This window comes from Lonsdalea britannica (assembly GCF_003515985.1).
In the GTDB taxonomy this organism is placed as follows: domain Bacteria; phylum Pseudomonadota; class Gammaproteobacteria; order Enterobacterales; family Enterobacteriaceae; genus Lonsdalea; species Lonsdalea britannica.
The window spans coordinates 3,260,757-3,278,969 of the sequence record NZ_CP023009.1 but is presented as its reverse complement, the minus strand read 5'-3'; the positions used below and the strand labels follow the sequence as shown (position 1 = coordinate 3,278,969).

At 54.0% G+C, this 18,213-nt stretch carries 16 protein-coding genes, 1 tRNA gene and 2 other RNA genes; 7 read left to right on the top strand and 12 right to left on the bottom strand.

The genetic code is table 11. The features are described from left to right. Positions 1 to 250: 250 nt before the first annotated feature. Positions 251 to 1,177 carry a LysR family transcriptional regulator gene (locus tag CKQ53_RS15100; RefSeq protein WP_085651676.1) on the bottom strand — a complete coding sequence of 309 codons (927 nt, stop codon included), beginning with the start codon at positions 1,175 to 1,177 and terminating at the stop codon, positions 251 to 253. A 112-nt stretch (positions 1,178 to 1,289) separates the two neighbouring features. On the opposite strand from CKQ53_RS15100, the gene CKQ53_RS15095 reads away from it, so the two are divergent. Continuing rightward, positions 1,290 to 2,246 (top strand): carbon-nitrogen hydrolase family protein, encoded by a 957-nt coding sequence (locus tag CKQ53_RS15095; RefSeq protein WP_118895151.1) that lies wholly within the window; start codon positions 1,290 to 1,292, stop codon positions 2,244 to 2,246. Positions 2,247 to 2,312: 66 nt separating this feature from the next. On the opposite strand, the gene CKQ53_RS15090 is transcribed toward CKQ53_RS15095, so the two are convergent. From CKQ53_RS15090 to CKQ53_RS15075, 4 genes are all read right to left on the bottom strand, one after another. Continuing rightward, positions 2,313 to 2,442, bottom strand: a non-coding RNA gene (locus CKQ53_RS15090) — RtT sRNA. 46 nt (positions 2,443 to 2,488) lie between these two features. Continuing rightward, positions 2,489 to 2,619: non-coding RNA, RtT sRNA (locus tag CKQ53_RS15085), on the bottom strand. 46 nt (positions 2,620 to 2,665) lie between these two features. Beyond that, positions 2,666 to 2,755: transfer RNA gene (locus CKQ53_RS15080), tRNA-Ser, on the bottom strand. Between the two features lie 236 nt (positions 2,756 to 2,991). Then, the gene (locus CKQ53_RS15075; RefSeq protein WP_094117525.1) at positions 2,992 to 4,008 is read right to left on the bottom strand and encodes a ParA family protein; all 1,017 of its coding nucleotides are present in this window, start codon (positions 4,006 to 4,008) and stop codon (positions 2,992 to 2,994) included. Positions 4,009 to 4,346: 338 nt separating this feature from the next. On the opposite strand from CKQ53_RS15075, the gene CKQ53_RS15070 reads away from it, so the two are divergent. Together CKQ53_RS15070 and CKQ53_RS15065 are read left to right on the top strand one after the other, a co-directional pair. Continuing rightward, the gene (locus tag CKQ53_RS15070) at positions 4,347 to 5,084 is read left to right on the top strand and encodes a phosphatase (RefSeq protein ID WP_085653304.1); all 738 of its coding nucleotides are present in this window, start codon (positions 4,347 to 4,349) and stop codon (positions 5,082 to 5,084) included. Between the two features lie 31 nt (positions 5,085 to 5,115). Next, a complete protein-coding gene (locus CKQ53_RS15065; protein ID WP_094117526.1) occupies positions 5,116 to 5,685 on the top strand; it encodes a TorD/DmsD family molecular chaperone in 570 nt (189 codons plus the stop codon). A 68-nt stretch (positions 5,686 to 5,753) separates the two neighbouring features. On the opposite strand, the gene CKQ53_RS15060 is transcribed toward CKQ53_RS15065, so the two are convergent. The 3 genes from CKQ53_RS15060 to mdtH all read right to left on the bottom strand — a co-directional run bounded on the left by CKQ53_RS15060 (position 5,754) and on the right by mdtH (position 8,486). Beyond that, positions 5,754 to 6,317: a lipoprotein gene (locus CKQ53_RS15060; protein ID WP_094117527.1), complete on the bottom strand. Its 564-nt coding sequence runs from the start codon at positions 6,315 to 6,317 to the stop codon at positions 5,754 to 5,756. Between the two features lie 144 nt (positions 6,318 to 6,461). Next, positions 6,462 to 7,112, bottom strand: a complete 651-nt coding sequence (gene grxB / locus CKQ53_RS15055) for a glutaredoxin 2 (protein WP_085653309.1) — start codon at positions 7,110 to 7,112, stop codon at positions 6,462 to 6,464. Between the two features lie 168 nt (positions 7,113 to 7,280). Further along, positions 7,281 to 8,486, bottom strand: coding sequence for a multidrug efflux MFS transporter MdtH (mdtH, locus tag CKQ53_RS15050; protein WP_118895149.1), 1,206 nt, complete (start codon positions 8,484 to 8,486; stop codon positions 7,281 to 7,283). 308 nt (positions 8,487 to 8,794) lie between these two features. On the opposite strand from mdtH, the gene rimJ reads away from it, so the two are divergent. Continuing rightward, positions 8,795 to 9,379 (top strand): ribosomal protein S5-alanine N-acetyltransferase, encoded by a 585-nt coding sequence (gene rimJ, locus CKQ53_RS15045; RefSeq protein WP_094117528.1) that lies wholly within the window; start codon positions 8,795 to 8,797, stop codon positions 9,377 to 9,379. A 187-nt stretch (positions 9,380 to 9,566) separates the two neighbouring features. Beyond that, positions 9,567 to 11,102 carry a murein biosynthesis integral membrane protein MurJ gene (murJ, locus tag CKQ53_RS15040; RefSeq protein ID WP_094117529.1) on the top strand — a complete coding sequence of 512 codons (1,536 nt, stop codon included), beginning with the start codon at positions 9,567 to 9,569 and terminating at the stop codon, positions 11,100 to 11,102. Positions 11,103 to 11,444: 342 nt separating this feature from the next. On the opposite strand, the gene argS is transcribed toward murJ, so the two are convergent. Continuing rightward, the gene (gene argS / locus CKQ53_RS15035) at positions 11,445 to 13,175 is read right to left on the bottom strand and encodes an arginine--tRNA ligase (RefSeq protein WP_094117530.1); all 1,731 of its coding nucleotides are present in this window, start codon (positions 13,173 to 13,175) and stop codon (positions 11,445 to 11,447) included. A 700-nt stretch (positions 13,176 to 13,875) separates the two neighbouring features. Between argS and CKQ53_RS15030 the strand changes: the two genes are divergently transcribed. Both CKQ53_RS15030 and cutC read left to right on the top strand, forming a co-directional pair. After that, positions 13,876 to 14,409: a VOC family protein gene (locus CKQ53_RS15030; protein ID WP_244200958.1), complete on the top strand. Its 534-nt coding sequence runs from the start codon at positions 13,876 to 13,878 to the stop codon at positions 14,407 to 14,409. Between the two features lie 133 nt (positions 14,410 to 14,542). After that, positions 14,543 to 15,301, top strand: a complete 759-nt coding sequence (cutC, locus tag CKQ53_RS15025; RefSeq protein ID WP_094117531.1) for a copper homeostasis protein CutC — start codon at positions 14,543 to 14,545, stop codon at positions 15,299 to 15,301. A gap of 612 nt (positions 15,302 to 15,913) precedes the next feature. On the opposite strand, the gene cmoB is transcribed toward cutC, so the two are convergent. The 3 genes from cmoB to CKQ53_RS15010 all read right to left on the bottom strand — a co-directional run bounded on the left by cmoB (position 15,914) and on the right by CKQ53_RS15010 (position 18,142). Then, a complete protein-coding gene (gene cmoB, locus CKQ53_RS15020) occupies positions 15,914 to 16,885 on the bottom strand; it encodes a tRNA 5-methoxyuridine(34)/uridine 5-oxyacetic acid(34) synthase CmoB (protein ID WP_085653320.1) in 972 nt (323 codons plus the stop codon). Then, positions 16,882 to 17,625: a carboxy-S-adenosyl-L-methionine synthase CmoA gene (cmoA, locus tag CKQ53_RS15015; RefSeq protein WP_094117532.1), complete on the bottom strand. Its 744-nt coding sequence runs from the start codon at positions 17,623 to 17,625 to the stop codon at positions 16,882 to 16,884. Before cmoA ends, cmoB begins: the two co-directional genes overlap by 4 nt. A 121-nt stretch (positions 17,626 to 17,746) precedes the next feature. After that, positions 17,747 to 18,142 carry an MAPEG family protein gene (locus tag CKQ53_RS15010; protein ID WP_094117533.1) on the bottom strand — a complete coding sequence of 132 codons (396 nt, stop codon included), beginning with the start codon at positions 18,140 to 18,142 and terminating at the stop codon, positions 17,747 to 17,749. Positions 18,143 to 18,213: the final 71 nt, after the last annotated feature.

Here is an 18,213-nt window from a genome sequence, read left to right as displayed (position 1 = left end):
AAAGCCAGTGTTGATGCTGACGGCTATCGTGGCGAACTTTGCGGCCGGTCGGTGGGATAATTGCGTGAGCGGTGGGATAGCACCCCTAAGCGGTCATGGGCGCGCGCCAGTGGTCTTTATGAGGTTATTGCTGGCTTGAATGTGTGAGGGCGATCCCATAAAAAGGGATAAAAATGATGAGGCAGGTCGCGGGAGGAGTCACAGATCCTGCGACAAAATATCAAAAGTGTTACCAATATCAATTTATCGGCTATCCGGCCCAGTCGAAAGCCGTCGTCAATTCGGTCAGTGCCTCGCGCACCCGCAGTATCGGCCGGTCGCGCAGGGCCGGTTGGCGGCATCCTAACTCAATGGCGTAGTTCGGCATCGTCAACGGACAAGGGACATAGCGCAGTGTCGGCACCCTCTCGGCAATGGCTTTGGCCGCGTGCGCCGGAATGGTCGTGACCAGATCGCTGTCTTTCAGCAGCCAGGGGATGGCGGCGAAGTGCGTGGTCGATGCGCCGACGGTACGGGCGAGTCCCAGCTCGGTCAGCTTTTCATCCATGAGTCCGATATAGCCGCCGTGCGAGACCAGCAGGTGCGGGCGGCGAATAAACTCGTCAAGCGTGAGCGTGGGTGAAGGCGCATCCGATGTTGAGTCGATCAGACAAGCGTAGCCCCCGGTCGCCAGATGACTTTTGGACAGTGAAGAGTAGGTAAACCCTCCGGCCGTCAGCGCCAAATCCAGTTCATGCCGCAGCAGCATATCGGCGGCGATCTGGCTGTGAGTTTGCCGAAACACGACGCGCAGACCGGGCGACTGCAAATTTAACTTCTGCAACAGCGGTTGTCCCAGCGCCAGCTCAAAATCATCCGACAGACCCAGGATGACCGTTCGGCCCGCATACGATGCTGTTTCGTCGTTTAACAGCAGCAGCGTTTCCCGGCATTTATTCAAGGCGTCGCTGACCAACGGCTGGAGTTCTCTGGCTCTGGGCGTAGGCGACAACCCGCGTCCGTTGCGGATAAACAGGGGATCGTGATACAGCGTTTTGAGCCGTTTCAATGCGGCGCTCACGGCGGACTGAGTCAACCCGAGCCTGACGCCCGCACGGCTGGCGCTGCCTTCTTCATACAACGCCTCGAAGGTTTTCAGTAAATTCAGATCCAGTGAGCCGATATTAATTTCATTCATAGTATTCAGCAACGAAGTGGCCTTTTATTCATTCTAGCGCAGTGCCACTCTGAAGCCCATGCCGCCTCACGAGCGAGGCGGCCATTAACCATTGATGACAGGGGAACAAAGTATGGCGAAATCCGTTGTGGCGGCATTGCAGCTGGGATCTTCACCCGCAGGAAAAGCGGCGACCTTGCAGGAGATATTGGCGTATGAAGATGAGATAGCGCGCAGCGGCTGTGCGCTGGTTGTGATGCCGGAGGCGCTGTTAGGGGGATATCCCAAAGGGGAGATTTTCGGCACCTATCTGGGCTACCGTCTTCCGGAGGGACGCGAGGCCTACGCGCGCTACTACCACAACGCGATCGATCTTAACGGCGAAGAGTGCGAAGCGCTGGCGGGATTCTCCGCCCGCACCGGCGCGTCGCTGGTGGTGGGCGCCATCGAGCGCGACGGCAATACCCTTTATTGCAGCGCGCTGTTCTTCACGCCCGACGGGGGACTGGTCGGGAAGCATCGTAAACTGATGCCGACCGGCACTGAACGGCTGATTTGGGGGCAGGGGGACGGTTCGACGCTGAGCGTTGTCAACACACAGGCCGGGAAGATCGGTGCGGCGATTTGCTGGGAAAACCATATGCCCGCGCTGCGCATGGCCATGTACGGCAAAGGCGTGGAGATCTGGTGCGCGCCGACCGTGGATGAACGCGAGAACTGGCAGGCTTCCATGCGGCACATCGCTCATGAAGGGCGCTGTTTCGTGATCACCGCCTGTCAAATTCAGGCCTCGCCCGCCGAGTTGGGGATCAGCGTCACGGCCTGGGACGATCACCGCCCGCTGATCAACGGCGGCAGCCTGATTGTCGACCCGATGGGCACCGTGCTGGCTGGCCCGTTCACGGGAAAAGCGGGGCTGCTGACAGCGGAAATTGATACCGATGATCTGGTCAAAGCCCGCTACGATATGGACGTTACCGGTCACTACGCCCGCCCGGATGTTTTCTCATTGACGGTCGATGAAACGCCCCGCGCCGCGGTGCGATATAAGAATACGGTGGGGGATGGGGCGAACGAATCGAAGAAATAATGCGGTGTGGGAGGTTTTTCGTTAAAGGAAAAGCTTGAATATAAATTCAGGCTTTTTATCTCGGTTCAGCGGTGAGGGAGGGATTCACTGCGGCGCTGCGCGCCTTGCCCTGCGGGTGGCCTGACGGCCATGCAAAACGGCGTTGCCGTTTTGTCGAACCTGGCGAGGGTTCTCACCCTCCCTATAGGGGATTTCTGCATACAAAAAAGCCTGAACTTTCGCTCAGGCTTTCTCTGTAAATATGGCGGTGAGGGAGGGATTCACTGCGGCGCTGCGCGCCTTGCCCTGCGGGTGGCCTGGCGGCCATGCAAAACGGCGTTGCCGTTTTGTCGAACCCTGACGAGGGTTCTCACCCTCCCTCCAGGGGATTTCTGCATACAAAAAAGCCTGAACTTTCGCTCAGGCTTTCTTATGGAATATGGCGGTGAGGGAGGGATTCGAACCCTCGATACGTTTTCACGTATACACACTTTCCAGGCGTGCTCCTTCAGCCTCTCGGACACCTCACCGGTGGTTGCCCTCTCAGACAACGGGCGCTACTGTAGGGAAATTCCCATGCAGCGTCAACACACTTATGCCTTGTTATGGTGCGATTAGCTAAAGTTAACGCAATTTGCTGTTTTACTGGCCAGAAGTGCGCTATGTAGTTCCTGACTCGATTCATTCTAGAGAACCTTTAAGCAGGCCCTATAGCGCGGATAGGATATGCCCGCTTATATTTAGTTGGGATAAAGGAAATTACAAACTAAATTTTTTTTATCAACTCTTCAATAGCAGCTCGAACGTTTTTAAGATTCTCCATTTTAACCTGAATACGCTGACCATTGATGCTCAACTTCCCTGATTTCATCTTCGAAAAAGGGCATCCTCGCGCAAATGCTACGACCCCAGTAGTTTGGAAGTCTCGGACACTTATTAGACCATCTTCAGGTTTTGAGAAGGTAAAAAATTGTGGATGATTTTTAATTGCATTTCGCAAATCGGTGTTGATGCCGTTCAAAACTGCTTGGTAAGCAGATGCATCTCCCATGTATTGAGTAAGTCTATTTCTGACTACTAGATTAATTTTTGGGAGTGTTCTACCTGCTTGTGCCATCTGGGATGAAAATGTGAATTTTGAATAAATTGGTGAAGGAAGGCTTATTCCGTAAATCAAAGATAATGCATTTTGTAACGCTCTTCTTGACGAGTCATCAGCCATCACTGGAATTATTACGAAATTCGATGCGGCAAGTGCAATTTGGGTATACATAGAAAAACTTGGGTTTGTGTCGATAAAAACTTCATCGTAGCCGGAAGTTGTCTTCAATAGGTCATTAAGCCAATCAATTACAGACATCCATGCATTGACCCCCGGCAAATTAGCGTTCGCTAACGTATTCATAGCTATTGCTTGAAGCTCAACTAGTGGATCTCCAGATATAAGATCAATGTTACTTGGAATTTGATTGTTGCTTTGGTTTGGATTCAGTATGTAATCAGTAGAGGTGAAACCTGTCGGCGTAAAAGGAGATGAAAGCCTATTATCGAAGTAACCACCAATACTTCTTCTTGGAGTGTTTCCATGTGCAATTAAAAGCTTGCTATTTCCATGTCCTTCTTGCCCTCCCAATAAAAGCTCCGACAGGTTAGCCTGCGGGCATAAGTCTACGGCCAATATATTTTTGCCGGGATTATCTTCTGCATATTTGCATATAGCCTGAAAAGCTATACTTGTCTTACCCGTACCACCCTTGTTATTCCAGAAAGAATAAACGTTCATTTACACCTCTTTTAGGTCAGTTACTAACTTTGAATTATCATGACGTCAAAAATAGACATTGTAAAGTCTATTTTTGACTAATTGATGTCGTTTTTGTCCTTTTCATTCTTTAGGTCTATTGGAGCTCTATGCAAATCGATGTTCACATGAGCCCCAAAGATGTAGATCAACTATCAAATAAAAATTTTGAGCTTTGCATTGAATACAGATGAAATCAGCCCCACGGCGTTATAAGGTGTTTTCCATTTGTTAAAATACCGTGACAATTATCCCCGCGAGCTGTGTGGAGAAGGGAACGATGGTATGCTGTCACCGTAAAATTAGCGCCAGGAGAAGCCATGTACCCCGTCGATTTACATATGCACACCGTAGCCAGCACCCACGCCTATAGCACTCTGCATGATTACATCGCCGAAGCGAGGCGTAAGCATATTCAGCTGTTCGCTATCACGGATCACGGTCCGGATATGGCGGATGCCCCGCATCCTTGGCATTTCATTAATATGCGCGTGTGGCCGAGGACGGTGGAAGGTATCGGTATCCTGCGGGGGATCGAGGCCAACATCAAAAATCTGGATGGTGATATCGACTGCACGGGGCCGATGTTGGAGAGTCTGGATCTGATTATCGCAGGCTTTCACGAGCCGGTGTTTCCGCCGCGAGATAAAGAGGCGCACACCACGGCGATGATTGCGGCGATGGCGCAGGGCAGCGTGCATATCATCAGCCATCCCGGCAACCCGAAATATCCTATCGACATTCAGGCGGTGGCGGCAGCGGCCGCGAAGTATGACGTGGCGCTGGAGCTGAATAACTCTTCCTTTATCCATTCTCGTAAAGGCAGCGAAGCCAACTGTCAGGCGATTGCCGAAGCGGTGCGTGATGCAGGCGGATATCTTGCGCTGGGATCGGATAGTCATGTCGCGTTTGCATTGGGCGAGTTTCCCTACTGCGAACGTATTTTGCGGGAAGTTGATTTCCCGGCGGAACGCGTGTTGAATGTCAGCCCTCGCCGGGTACTGGATTTTCTGGAACGGCGCGGTAAGCCAGCTATCCCTGAATTGGCCTCTTTGTGACGTTGTCACTCTTTATTTACAGGTTTAACGCATGAATGAATTTTCCATTGTGTGCCGTGTTTTGGGCTCACTGTTTTATCGCCAGCCGCAGGATCCCTTGCTGACCCCTCTCATGACGCTGGTAAAAGAGGGTAAGCTAGGCCAGCAATGGCCGCTGGAGCAGGATGCGTTATTGACGCGAATGCAAACCAGTTTGAAAGATGACGGGCTTGATACGCTGAGCGCCGATTATCAACGACTGTTCGCCGGTGAAGACGCGGCGGTCACGCCCTGGCGCTCGGGTTACGCGCCGACGTCTCCGGAAGCGGAATTGCGCGCATTTTTGCAGCAGCGTGGTATGCCGCTGGGCGACGGGCCATCCGATCATTTCGGGGGACTGCTGCTGGCGGCATCATGGCTGGAAGATCAGGCTGAGGAAGATGAGACCGAGGCGCAGACCGCGTTGTTTGATACCTACCTGCTGCCGTGGAGCGACCGTTTTCTGGGCAAAGTCGAAAGTCATGCGACCACCGGATTTTACCGTGCGCTGGCGATTGTGACGCGTGAAGCGCTGGAAGCGATGCGGGAAGAGCTGGCGGAAACGGAAGAGGGCGAGGAGTAAGCGAGCCGACGATGCTTTCAGATGACTAAAACTGGCCGTGGTCGGTATCCGCCACGGCCAGCGTTGCATTACTCAGTCAGTTGGATGATCAACTCACCGGGTTTCACTTCAATTCCCTTCGCCAGTTTCTTGGCCATTGCTTCTTTCGTGCTGTGCTCAGCATTTAATACGTAGACGGGTTTTTGATCAAAATAGCTTTTCAGCGATTGATTGAGATACGGCGTCAGCGTTTTGAACATCGTCTGCATTTTTTCCGGCTGCACCGTGTAATCGGTCAGCGTCATCTCTTTGAGATAAATGGCGCCCTGTGCCTTGTCGAACACCGGCTGCGCTTTGAGCGTCAGCTTCATGTCCGCGGACTGCGCGCCCAGCAGGGAGCTAATGTCGACCTTGGCGTTGCCGGTCAACGTGACTTTCCCCGGCTCTTCGCGGCCAATCTGCGTGGACAGATCGGTCAGGACGATATGTGCATCCACAACGCCTGGTACGCCAATCTGTTTCTGATAGTCGTTATGTTCCTGCAAATAGTGATTCACTTCCTGTTCGCTAAGGGTGTACTGGGTCAGCTGATTACAGCCGCTGAGCATCAGTCCGCCCAGCAATGCCAGTGTCGCCCATCCTGATTTTTTCATTGTTATAACCTCATTAATTCCCTTGAAACTATCGATATCTGATAGCGGGGCAGCGTGCGCTTTTGCGTGAATAGCGCCAATCGGAAAGTCCTGAAACGGTGAAGCACATACCGACACATTGAGCGCCGGTATGTGAAAGGAGTCTTATTGAGCCATGCCGCTCAGCAGCGGGATCTGGGTTTGTTTAGCCATGTTGTCACGGTAGTCGGCCACTTTCGACGGAACGGAGACGCCATTGACGATGGTCAGCGCGCGAAGCAGCGGGAACAGGTGAATATCGTCCAGCGACAGCTCGCCATTGCAGGCGTTGGCCTGCACAATCAGCGGTTCGAGATCTTTAAGATCGTTGCTGATATTTTTGATCAACCCGGCGGAGTGGCTCATCAGCTCTTCAAAATCGCCGCCCTGCGCCTGTTTTTTGTTGATGAAGTAGTCGCGTGCGGCAGGCGTGGCGAACTCCTCAAAGGGCGCGCGGCTGAGGCGAGGCATGACCAGACGGCGATACACGTAATCGGAGACTTTACGCAGCCAGGCGTCAATCTGCGGGTTTGTCGGGCCGGTCAACAGCGGTTTGCCGTCATACGCATCGATATACTCCACGATATCCAGACTCTCTGGCATAAAGCTGCCATCTTCCTTCTGAAGAATGGGGACCATTTTTTTACCGACCATGGAGATAGGTGTCTTTTCGTCATCATTGAGCAGGTATTCCAGTTTTACCGGGATATCTTTCAAGCCGAAAATCATGCGGGCTTTCACGCAAAATGGGCAGTGGTCGTAAATATAAAGTTTCATACCAGTCTTCCTTTGTAGTCGATCAATGCGATGCCGGTGCCGTATTCATGAGGACATCTGCGAGCACGCCGTGAAAAGCGGCATCTATACCGAAAAAGTATGGGGGGCTTTTCGCTTGAGATCAATTCGGGTGCGAAGGCACCCGGTAAAAGACAGGTCCAGGCGGGATTAGCGATCGCCCAGCATTGCGGGCTCAATTCGCCGCAAATGGAATTGCCAGTAAAGCGCGGCCAGCGTCATCAGCCCGATGATCCCGAGCATACACCACGGCAGCTCCGGTTGACCGAGCGCGCGTCCGCTGTCGTACAACCAGCCGCCGCCGCTGTACCCGAGCGCTCCGCCCAGCGCCAAACCCATGCGGCTGAAGCCCATATAGCTGCCGCGAGCGCGGGCGTTGGCCAGCGAAGCACCCAGCGTTTCGCGCGCGGGTTCGGCGATGATGGAGCCGAAATAGAATAGGCCGATCAGAACCAGCAACAGGTTGAGGTGCGTCGCCAACCCCATCGGAAACAGACTGAGCGTCATGATAAACAGTCCGGCCATCAGCCGCTGTTCCAGTCGGAAACGTTTCTCGCTCCAGCGCGCGACCGGGTAGAGCAAGGTCAGAGAGAGCGCGGCTTCGATGGCATACATCCATTTTACCGCCGCGGGCGTTCCAGCGACTTCGTTTACGACGATCGGCATCATCAGCAGAACCTGCACCGCCAGCATGAAATAGCCGGTCAACGTCAGCACATAGATCACAAAACGGCTGTCGCGCAGCACCCGCAGCATGCCTTCGCGCATGGGCGTCCGCGTGGTGGAAATACGATAGGCAGGCAGCAACCAGGCATTCGTGCCCGCCGCCAGCAGGAACATGAAAGCGCCGACCCAGCAGACGACGTTGAAATTATATTGCATCAGCCAACTGCCGAGCAGCGCGCCGGTGACCGATCCCGCCGTGTCCTGCATCAGCAGCAAGGAGAAGAAACGTCCACGTTCGCTGGGACGGGTTAGCTTAATGACCAGCGCGGTGCGCGGCGGGTCGAACAACGTGCCGCCGAGTCCCGAGAGAAAACAGGAAAGCATCAGTACCAGGGGCGTGGTAGCCAGCGCCATGCAGATGAAACCGGCTGAACGCATCAGCATGCCGGTGATAATCATCGGTTTGGCGCCGAACCGGTCGGCAATCGCGCCGCCGAAGATCCCCAGCCCCTGCTGGGTGAGCTGACGCAGCCCTAATGCGGTGCCGACCGTGAGCGCGGCCCAACCCATTTGGTCGACGAATCGTATGGATATCAGGGGAAACACAACGAAAAACCCTAAAATCACCAGCATGTTATCAAGCAGAATGAAATATTTACCCAGGCTGCGCGCCTGCGTCATCAAAGGCATGTTGCACCGTCACGAGAAGAAGGAATCACCACGCGTTCATTCTCTCGCCAATTGATGAATGGCGATAGGTGACATAGAGATAATATTTTTTTATCGTCAGACGCCGCTCGTCGCGAGGCGACGGGAATTGCAGGGCTAAGCGTACGCTAATTGCGCGATAACCCGGTGATTACGCGGTTGCGCTGATGCAGTCAACGCGGTTTATAGTAAGCTTAACGTTATGTTTATCCGCTGATTGCTGGCGGATAGCCGTTGGGTTGGTTCCATAAACATAATCGATTAATTACCCCGAACCTGAGGGAAGAAAAATGTTTGGCTATCGTTCCACATCTGCCACGGTCCGTTTGACGACAGACCGGCTGGTGGTACGTCTGGCTCATGAGCGTGATGCCTGGCGTCTGGCGGATTATTACTCGGAAAACCGCGATTTTTTGAAACCCTGGGAGCCGGTGCGAGATGCCAGCCACTGTTATCCTTCGGGCTGGCAGGCGCGTTTGAGTGTGATCACCGATATGCACAAGCAAAGCAGCGCGTTCTATTTTTTACTGCTTGATCCGAACGAAACCGAAGTGCGCGGCGTCGCCAACTTCAGCAATATTCTGCGTGGATCTTTCCATGCGTGTTATCTGGGCTATTCGCTTGGGCAGAAATGGCAGGGGCAGGGGTTGATGTTCGAGGCGCTGAACGCGGGCCTGCGTTATATGTTTGTTCAGCAGCGTATGCACCGCATCATGGCCAACTATATGCCGCACAATCACCGCAGCGGCGGACTGCTGGCGCGTCTGGGCTTCGAAAAAGAGGGGTATGCCCGGGATTACCTGCTGATCGACGGCGAATGGCAGGACCACGTGTTAACCGCGTTGACCAACGAGCGCTGGGCCATGCGCAAGTAGCGGGTCGGGCGTTCAGAACTGTCGCAAAAATCAGCGTGCTCAGTCACTTCTGCGGCTTAGCGCGCTGAGCAGAGGCACCAACCGGTAGCTTTTGCCCGCACAATGCGTAGACTAGGCGCACCCAAGAGGCGTGTACGGCTGGACGGCTGTTTGCGCCATTCTCTTCCCCGGTATTCAGAACACTCGCATGAATTTACTTAAATCACTGGCTGCGGTCAGTTCAATGACAATGCTTTCGCGCCTGCTGGGCTTTGTGCGTGACGCTATCGTCGCCCGCGTTTTTGGTGCTGGTATGGCGACCGATGCCTTTTATGTCGCCTTCAAACTGCCCAATCTGCTGCGTCGTATCTTTGCTGAAGGCGCCTTTTCGCAGGCTTTCGTCCCCATTCTGGCCGAACACAAGAGCCAGCAGGGAGAAGAGGCCACGCGCACGTTTCTGGCGTATATCGCCGGGATGCTGACGCTGGTGCTGACGCTGGTCACCATTGCTGGCATGCTGGCCGCACCCTGGGTGATTATGGTGACGGCTCCTGGGTTTGCCGAAACGCCAGCCCGTTTTGAACTCACTTCCTCGCTGCTGCGTATTACGTTCCCGTATATTTTGTTGATTTCGCTAACGTCGATGGTCGGATCGGTGCTCAATACCTGGAACCGTTTTTCGGTGCCCGCGTTTGCGCCGACGCTGCTCAATGTCAGCATGATCTTTTTTGCTCTGTTCGCTACGCCGTACTTTCATCCACCGGTGCTCGCGCTGGCCTGGGCCGTGGTGGTCGGCGGCGTGTTGCAGCTGGGCTATCAACTGCCGCACCTCAAGAAAATCGGTATGCTGGTCTTACCGAGGCTCAAATGGCGCGACCCCAGCGTCGCCCGCGTCATGAAGTTGATGGCACCGGCGATCCTCGGTGTGTCGGTGAGTCAGATCTCGTTGATCATCAACACGATTTTCGCTTCTTTCCTGAGTCAGGGCGCGGTGTCATGGATGTATTACGCCGACCGCCTGATGGAGTTCCCCTCCGGCGTGCTGGGCGTCGCCTTGGGGACTATCCTGCTGCCGTCGCTGTCGAAAAGCGCGGCCAGCGGCAATCACAAAGAGTATTCCCATTTGATGGACTGGGGACTAAGACTCTGTTTCCTGCTCGCGTTGCCAAGCGCGGTGGCGCTGGGGCTGTTGGCGAAACCGCTGACGGTGTCGTTGTTCCAATACGGTAAATTCAGCGCGTTTGATGCGGAGATGACGCAGCGGGCCTTGGTGGCGTACTCCATCGGCCTCATGGGGCTGATCGTGGTGAAAGTGCTGGTCCCGGGATTTTATGCACGACAGGACATCAAAACGCCGGTGAAGATCGCGTTGGTGACGTTGGCGCTGACGCAGCTGATGAACCTGGCGTTCATCGGCCCGTTGCAGCATGCCGGACTGGCGTTGTCGATTGGTCTGGCCTCGTGCATCAACGCCGCGCTGCTTTTTTGGCAGTTGCGCAAGCAGCAGATCTTTCAACCGTCACCGGGCTGGACCGGTTTCCTCGTGCGGCTATTGCTGGCGGTGGTGGTGATGTCGGGGACATTGCTGGCGCTAAACCAGTTCATGCCGCCGTGGGATCAGGGCGGTATGACGGTGCGTATCTTGCGGTTGATGGTGATGGTGATCGCTGGCGCCGGGGCTTATTTCGTTACGCTGGCGTTGATGGGATTTCGACCGAAAGATTTCTCGCGCCGCAGCCTCTAAGCCTTAGCAGCATTCACACCCTCGGCGGGTTCGCTCGTCGCGGGTGTATCAACCCTTCATCAGACTGCCCCTGCTTCTCTTCGCCACACCCATTCCTAATGAAATGACATATTGGTCTTAATACCACTCTCTGGCTAAACCCTGTCGGTAGGGATGGGGCGATGGGTATCAACGTCGCTTGGATTTGTTGGGGACAAGAGAAGGGTGCAACACGCCGCCACCACTCACCGGGTAAACGCGATGGGGGGATGGCGCTTTGGGTACCAAAGTCGCTTGAATAAGGTCTGGGCAAAGGAAGGGGGATACACGCCGCCTTTGGGGAAGACGGCGTGGAGGGAAGCGTTACATCTTCTCGACAGTCTGGATGCCCAGCGTGTCCAGACCCTGCTTCAGCGTCTTGGAAGTCAGCATCGCGAGTTTCAGACGGCTCTGGCGTTCAGCCTCGTTCTCGGCATTCAGGATCGGGCAGTGCTCGTAGAAACCGGAGAACTGACCGGCCAGATCGTACAGATAAGCGCACATCACATGCGGCGTACCGTCGCGTGCCACGGTCGTAATGACTTCTTCGAACTGCAACAGACGCGTTGCCAGCGACTGTTCGCGCTCGTTGGTCAGTACGATTGGCTGGGTCAGGCTGGCTTCATCGACACCGGCGCGCTTGAAGATAGACGCGACGCGGGTGTAGGCATACTGCATGTAAGGCGCGGTATTGCCTTCGAATGCCAGCATGTTGTCCCAGTCGAAGACGTAGTCGGTGGTGCGGCTCTTGGAGAGGTCCGCATATTTCACTGCGCCGATAGACACGACATTCGCCAGCTCGGCCACTTTGTCCTGCGGCATCTCCGGGTTTTTGTCGGCAATCAGCTTCACCGCGCGTTCGTAGGCTTCATCCAGCAGATCCGCCAGCTTGATGGTGCCGCCAGAGCGGGTTTTGAATGGCTTGCCGTCTTTGCCCAGCATCATCCCGAACATGTGATGTTCCAGGCTCACGCTTTCGGGGATGTAGCCTGCTTTGCGGACGATGGTCCAAGCCTGCGTCAGATGCTGATGCTGGCGGGAGTCGATGTAGTAAAGAACGCGATCGGCACCCAGCGTTTCGTAGCGATATTTAGCGCAGGCGATGTCCGTTGTCGTGTACAGGTAGCCGCCGTCCTTCTTCTGGACGATCACGCCCATTGGATCGCCTTCCTTGTTTTTGAATTCATCAAGGAATACGACCGTGGCGCCTTCGCTTTCGACTGCCAGACCTTTGGCCTTCAGATCGGCGACAATACCCGGCAGCATGTCGTTGTACAGGCTTTCGCCCATGACGTCGTCTTTGGTCAGCGTGACGTTGAGGCGGTCATAGTTGCGCTGGTTCTGGCTCATGGTGATATCCACCAGCTTGCGCCACATGGTACGGCAATACTCGTCGCCGCCCTGCAGTTTCACCACATAGCCGCGAGCGCGTTCGGCAAACTCTGCATCAGCGTCGTAATGCTGTTTTGCTTCACGATAGAACGCTTCGAGGTCGGACAGCTCCAGCTCGCCGGCGTTTTCGTTCTGCACTTTCTCCAGAAACGCGATCAGCATGCCGAACTGCGTGCCCCAGTCGCCGACGTGGTTAGCGCGGATGACGTTATGGCCGAGGAATTTGAGCGTTCTTACCGCCGCGTCGCCGATAATGGTGGAACGCAGGTGGCCGACATGCATCTCTTTGGCCACGTTCGGCGCGGAGTAATCGATGACGATGGTTTGCGGTTCTACCGGAGATACGCCCAGTTTCGGACTGGTTAGCACTTGCTCTAACTGTGCGGCCAGCCACTGAGGATCGAGGAAGATATTGATGAAGCCGGGACCGGCGATTTCAGTTTTGGCGGCGATTCCTTCCAACTGCAGCAGCTGAACCACTTTTTCCGCCAATTGACGGGGAGGCATGCCTAATTTTTTAGCCACGGCCATCACGCCGTTAGCCTGATAATCACCAAATTGCGCTTTTGCCGATTGGCGAACCTGCGCTTCGCTGTCAGCGGGCGCGCCCGCCGCAACCAATGCCTGACGGACTTTTTCGGAAAGAAGAGCCTGAATATTCACCGGGTTACCTTACATTACAAATTAAGCCCCTGCTTATACCATATTTGGTCGATTGAGTCAGCAGAGCTGCGGTGTCACAGGCTCATCGGGGAGCGCATGATGATGGTGCATCATGGTAAAAAAAACGTAGAGGAAATAAAAAGAAAACGGCCATACAGATAAATCTAAAAAAGAGAAAACCAGAGGGGCATTAACGCTTTTTATTTCGTCTGTCGGTAACCAAACGTGCGCTTTTCATGTTTTTAAGATGACGAAAGATAGCATAACCGGCTAATGCAATTAATAAAACCGATACAATAAGTAGCGACATGATGAACGACCTTTTTATATCTTTTGGAATAACGAAATTATCCCTTTTATTGTTTATTCACAATGGGCGAAAGTGTATTTAAGATTACTCCCATGAAATATAGGAATATGCGTAAAAACAGCCAATTAAGAAGGTTATTTACGTCAGGGTTATTGTTGGCGATAAGCAAAAAAACATCATGGATATGACGAGGTTTCGTTAATTAATTAATCAGACTGATGATCTTAAACGATAAAAAAACAAACAAAAAACTGACAATCGACTGACAATTCCGTTTAACACTGGATGCTGATGCTATCTCTCTGTAAATTAAAAAAGCACTTAACGTTAATGGAGGCATTTGAAAAGAAAATGGCGGCTAATACATCGCAACCGCTCCCGGCGTCATTAATGGCCGATCTGTCTCGTTTCGAGTCCGAGATGAACAAACTCGCCGAACAGCTTTCATTGGATATCGCGCAATTCGAGGCCGACCACATCTCCCTGCGTTGCCACCAAAACGCGACGGCGGAGCACTGGCGTGAGGCGCTCCTGGCGCATGGGGCGACGCTGCTGTCAGAAAACATGATTAATGGCCGGCCCATTTGTCTGTTTACCTTGTCTCAGCCCGTGGTGGTCGGCCCTTGGCAAATCGCATGCATTGAGTTGCCGTGGCCGGGGAACAAACGTTATCCCCATGAAGGCTGGGAGCATGTTGAAGTCGTTTTACCCGGCGATCCGGCCACGCTGCATCAGCGCGCACTGGCCTGTCTCCCGGACGAGGCGCTGCTGACTCAGGGGATCCGTCTTAAATTCAGTCAGCCGCAAGGAGAACAGGAACGCTTGCCTAACCCTACGCTGGCGGTCACCAACGGCACCGTCACCCTCAAGTTTCATCCTTTCAGCTTGCAGGATATCGTCGAGAGCGAGCGTGACGGACGCTGAACGCCATACTGTGCGCGACTTCATATCCTTTGATGTTGGTCTCCTCAAGAACGGTAACGTGGTGCCATAGTATAGTGACTCATTTATTCAGGGGCGCCATTGCTCCTGACCGTGATTTTAGGGAGAGGTACGTATGCCTAAGCTGGAAGTATGCTGTTACAGCATCGATTGCGCGTTGACGGCCGAACGCGCGGGGGCCGACCGTGTGGAACTGTGCGCGGGCCTGCGCGAGGGCGGACTGACGCCGGGTTACGGTATGCTCCGTCAGGCGCGCGATCATCTGACGATCCCGGTGCATCCGATGGTGCGGCCTCGCGGCGGCGATTTTTGCTATAGCGAGACGGAATTCTCAGCGATTTTGTATGATATCGACCAGATCCGCGACCTGGGCTTTCCGGGACTGGTTGTCGGGATCCTGGATGCGGAAGGGCATATCGATTTAGCGCGCATGAAGCAGGTAATGGCGCATTGCGATGGACTGGCCGTCACGTTTCATCGGGCGTTCGATATGTGCTTCAACCCCCGACAGGCGCTGATGCAGCTGGCCGATTTGGGCGTCTCTCGCGTATTAACTTCCGGCCAGCAGCAGAGTGCCGAAAGTGGTTTGCCATTATTGCGGGAACTTAATGCACTAGAGCGCGGTCCAATCATTATGGCGGGATCCGGCGTGCGTTTGACTAACCTGCATAAATTTCGCTCCAGCGGGATTAAAGAATTGCATAGCTCTGCGGGACAGTGGTTGCCGTCCCCCATGCGATATCGCAAAGCCGGCGTCACTATGAGCGCCGATGTCGATGGCGATGAATTCCAACACTACTGCGTCGATGGCGACGTGGTGGCGGCGATGAAGATCGCACTGACCTCCGATCAGCACACGGCGCCCGTCGTATGATGTGACGCGATGTGCCTACCTTTGCCGCGCAGCATACTTCAGCAGGTTTGCTTGCGAGTACCAAGCCCCGGTGTGTTACCGGGGCTTTTTTTCGGATATCGAAACGACTCATTCGGGTCACGCTGTCCGGTTTGTGAACATCCTCGCGCAGCGAATGGGTACGCCAGATAATGTATATCTCAGACTGACGACCCCCGTCTGAATTTAACGAAGGTATTTGTTGGTAAACGCGGGATTATCACCTTACGTCGCACTCCCTAAAAAAGCACAGATGATTAATATTGGTAGCGGTTTTAAGAGATTGATCAATGAAATCGGGGGTGGCTTATTTTTCGTGTTGTCAGTGAAATTATCTCTCATTAATCATTCAATTGTTTAAACACAAAAAAACAATAATTTAACCCATTGATAATAATTGGTTTGTGTTAAATATTCATTTGAACTTTCGAATGATATATTTGCTGTTTATTGATGCTGTTACGTCGTTGATGAAATCGAGGAATTAAATAACTCAGGCATTGTTACGTGCGTTGATAATATCAGTGTGAGAATGAATAGAGATATTTATGGGTTAGCCCCGACGTATAACCGGGACTATTCTTCTCTGAAGACTCAGGGTTTTTTGGCGACGATGACCGCGCGAAGCGGGGCAGGATAGCCTTCGACCGTTTTGGTGCTATCGGTCGGATCGAGGAAATCCGCCAGGGACTCGCTGACCATCCAGTCTGTGCGCCGCTGCTCCTGAGTGGTGGTGACGCAAAGGTCGACGAGCCGAACGTCTACAAAGCCACATTTTTCAAGCCACTGTGTCAGTGCCGCAGGGGAAGGAAGGAAATAAACATTGCGCATCTGACCGTAGCGTTCGCCTGGCACCAGTACGCTGTTTTCATCCCCTTCGATAACCAGCGTTTCCAATACCAATTCGCCGCCGCTGACCAGCTGATCTTTCAACTGCCACAGATGGTCCAACGGAGAGCGTCTGTGGTAGAGCACGCCCATGGAAAAGACGGTGTCAAACGCGGCCAGCGCGGGCAGTTGCTCAATGCCCAAAGGCAAAACGTGGGCGCGACGGTCGTCGCCCAGCAGGCGGCGAACGGCCTCAAACTGACATAAAAACAGCTGCATAGGATCGATGCCGACCGCCAAGCGAGCGCCTGCGCCCACCATACGCCACAGGTGATAACCACTGCCGCAGCCAACATCAAGAATGTGACGATCCTGCAAGGGTGAAATATGGGGCAGTACGCGATCCCATTTCCAGTCCGAGCGCCACTCGGTGTCGATAGAGACGCCATAGAGCGAGAAGGGACCTTTACGCCACGGCATCAGATTACGTAGCAGCTGCTCAATGCCTGCGCGCTGGCCGTCGGTGATGTCGGGCATCATTGTTGCCGACACGCCGTTCTGCAGGTCAAGCGAGGTGGGCGTCAGTTCGGGCAAGTGTTCTAGCGTGTTGAACCACTGCTTAAATCGACCGTGCAGCGACTCTTGCTGCCACTGGGTAATTTGCGCTGGCAATGTGTTGAGCCAGTGGCTAAGCGGCCCGATGGCGATCTGCTGATAAAAGCGTCCGAAGTCGATCATTGTGCCGCCTCCGCTTTAATCGCCAGCAGGGAACCGAAGTTGAAGCACTGGAACCAGACGTCGCTGTGTTCGAAGCCGGCCTGAGCCAGACGCGCTTTATGCTTGGAGACGCTGTCCGTCAGCATGACATTTTCCAGCATGCTGCGTTTCTGGCTGACTTCCAGCTCGCTATAGCCGTTAGCGCGTTTGAAATCATGATGCATGTTGAAGAGCAAATCGCCGACCGTGTCATCGTCAAAGCTGAATTTTTCAGACAGAACCAGCGCGCCGCCGGGCCGCAGCCCTTCATAAATTCGTGTCAGCAGGGTTTGGCGCAGTTCCGGCGCGACAAACTGTAGGGTGAAGTTCAGCACGACCAGCGACGCATTTTCGATTGGCGTGTCCAATACATCGGCTTCGCGAACGTCGACGGGCGTGTCGGCGCGGAAGGCGTCGATATGACGGCGGCAGCGTTCGACCATCGCGGGAGAGTTGTCGACGGCGATAATCTGGCAGCCCGGCACCTGGATGTGGCGACGCATCGAAAGCGTCGCCGCGCCCAGAGAGCACCCCAGGTCGTAAATATGCGAGTTGGGCTGAACAAAGCGCTCGGCCAGCATTCCGATCATGGAAATAATATTGGAGTAGCCGGGCACCGAGCGCTGGATCATGTCGGGAAAGACCTCGGCCACGCGTTCGTCAAACGTCCAGTCTCCCAGATTGGCGATGGGAGCGGAAAAAAGCATATCGCGGTTGGTCATAGCGGAAAAACACATGTGAACAAGAAATTGGGGCGCATTCTATCAGAAACGCGCAGCAAAAATAGAGCGTCAGGACAATACGGTAAGCGCGGGGTAGCCCGTCTTACCGTTTAGAGAAGGGTTATCGCAGCGTCAGGATCAGTTCCCAAGGCAGATAATACAGGTTCGCCAGCACCATCAGCGAGAGAGAAAGGTAGGTCGACATCATGCCATAGCGACGCCAGCGGAATTCGCGCTGCCGCAGGCCATAGTAATGAAACAGACGACCGAGGATCAGCAGAATACCGCAGAGATGGATCATGCCGATTAACGCGCCGTTCATTTCCATTAACACCAGCATGATGGCGCCGATAGGAACATATTCGACGGCGTTGCCGTGAACCCGAATGGCGGTTTGCAGTTCATAAAATCCGCCGTCGCCGTAGGCGACACGGTACTGCATCCTGAGTTTTACGACGTCAAAGGAAAGCTTGATTAACAACAATGCACCGAGCACCACGTATAGCGTGCTTACCATTTTCTACTCCATTGCCTGTCCAAAGCGGCTGGCAGAATAATAGCCTCTCTTTTGCCCAACTGTCGCCTGAA

Bases quoted from the DNA above. Each gene is read 5' to 3' on its own strand.
- CKQ53_RS15100 (WP_085651676.1), bottom strand. From the start codon at position 1,177: ATGAATGAAATTAATATCGGCTCACTGGATCTGAATTTACTGAAAACC.
- CKQ53_RS15095 (WP_118895151.1), top strand. From the start codon at position 1,290: ATGGCGAAATCCGTTGTGGCGGCATTGCAGCTGGGATCTTCACCCGCA.
- CKQ53_RS15075 (WP_094117525.1), bottom strand. From the start codon at position 4,008: ATGAACGTTTATTCTTTCTGGAATAACAAGGGTGGTACGGGTAAGACA.
- CKQ53_RS15070 (WP_085653304.1), top strand. From the start codon at position 4,347: ATGTACCCCGTCGATTTACATATGCACACCGTAGCCAGCACCCACGCC.
- CKQ53_RS15065 (WP_094117526.1), top strand. From the start codon at position 5,116: ATGAATGAATTTTCCATTGTGTGCCGTGTTTTGGGCTCACTGTTTTAT.
- CKQ53_RS15060 (WP_094117527.1), bottom strand. From the start codon at position 6,317: ATGAAAAAATCAGGATGGGCGACACTGGCATTGCTGGGCGGACTGATG.
- grxB (WP_085653309.1), bottom strand. From the start codon at position 7,112: ATGAAACTTTATATTTACGACCACTGCCCATTTTGCGTGAAAGCCCGC.
- mdtH (WP_118895149.1), bottom strand. From the start codon at position 8,486: ATGCCTTTGATGACGCAGGCGCGCAGCCTGGGTAAATATTTCATTCTG.
- rimJ (WP_094117528.1), top strand. From the start codon at position 8,795: ATGTTTGGCTATCGTTCCACATCTGCCACGGTCCGTTTGACGACAGAC.
- murJ (WP_094117529.1), top strand. From the start codon at position 9,567: ATGAATTTACTTAAATCACTGGCTGCGGTCAGTTCAATGACAATGCTT.
- CKQ53_RS15030 (WP_244200958.1), top strand. From the start codon at position 13,876: ATGGCCGATCTGTCTCGTTTCGAGTCCGAGATGAACAAACTCGCCGAA.
- cutC (WP_094117531.1), top strand. From the start codon at position 14,543: ATGCCTAAGCTGGAAGTATGCTGTTACAGCATCGATTGCGCGTTGACG.
- cmoB (WP_085653320.1), bottom strand. From the start codon at position 16,885: ATGATCGACTTCGGACGCTTTTATCAGCAGATCGCCATCGGGCCGCTT.
- cmoA (WP_094117532.1), bottom strand. From the start codon at position 17,625: ATGACCAACCGCGATATGCTTTTTTCCGCTCCCATCGCCAATCTGGGA.
- CKQ53_RS15010 (WP_094117533.1), bottom strand. From the start codon at position 18,142: ATGGTAAGCACGCTATACGTGGTGCTCGGTGCATTGTTGTTAATCAAG.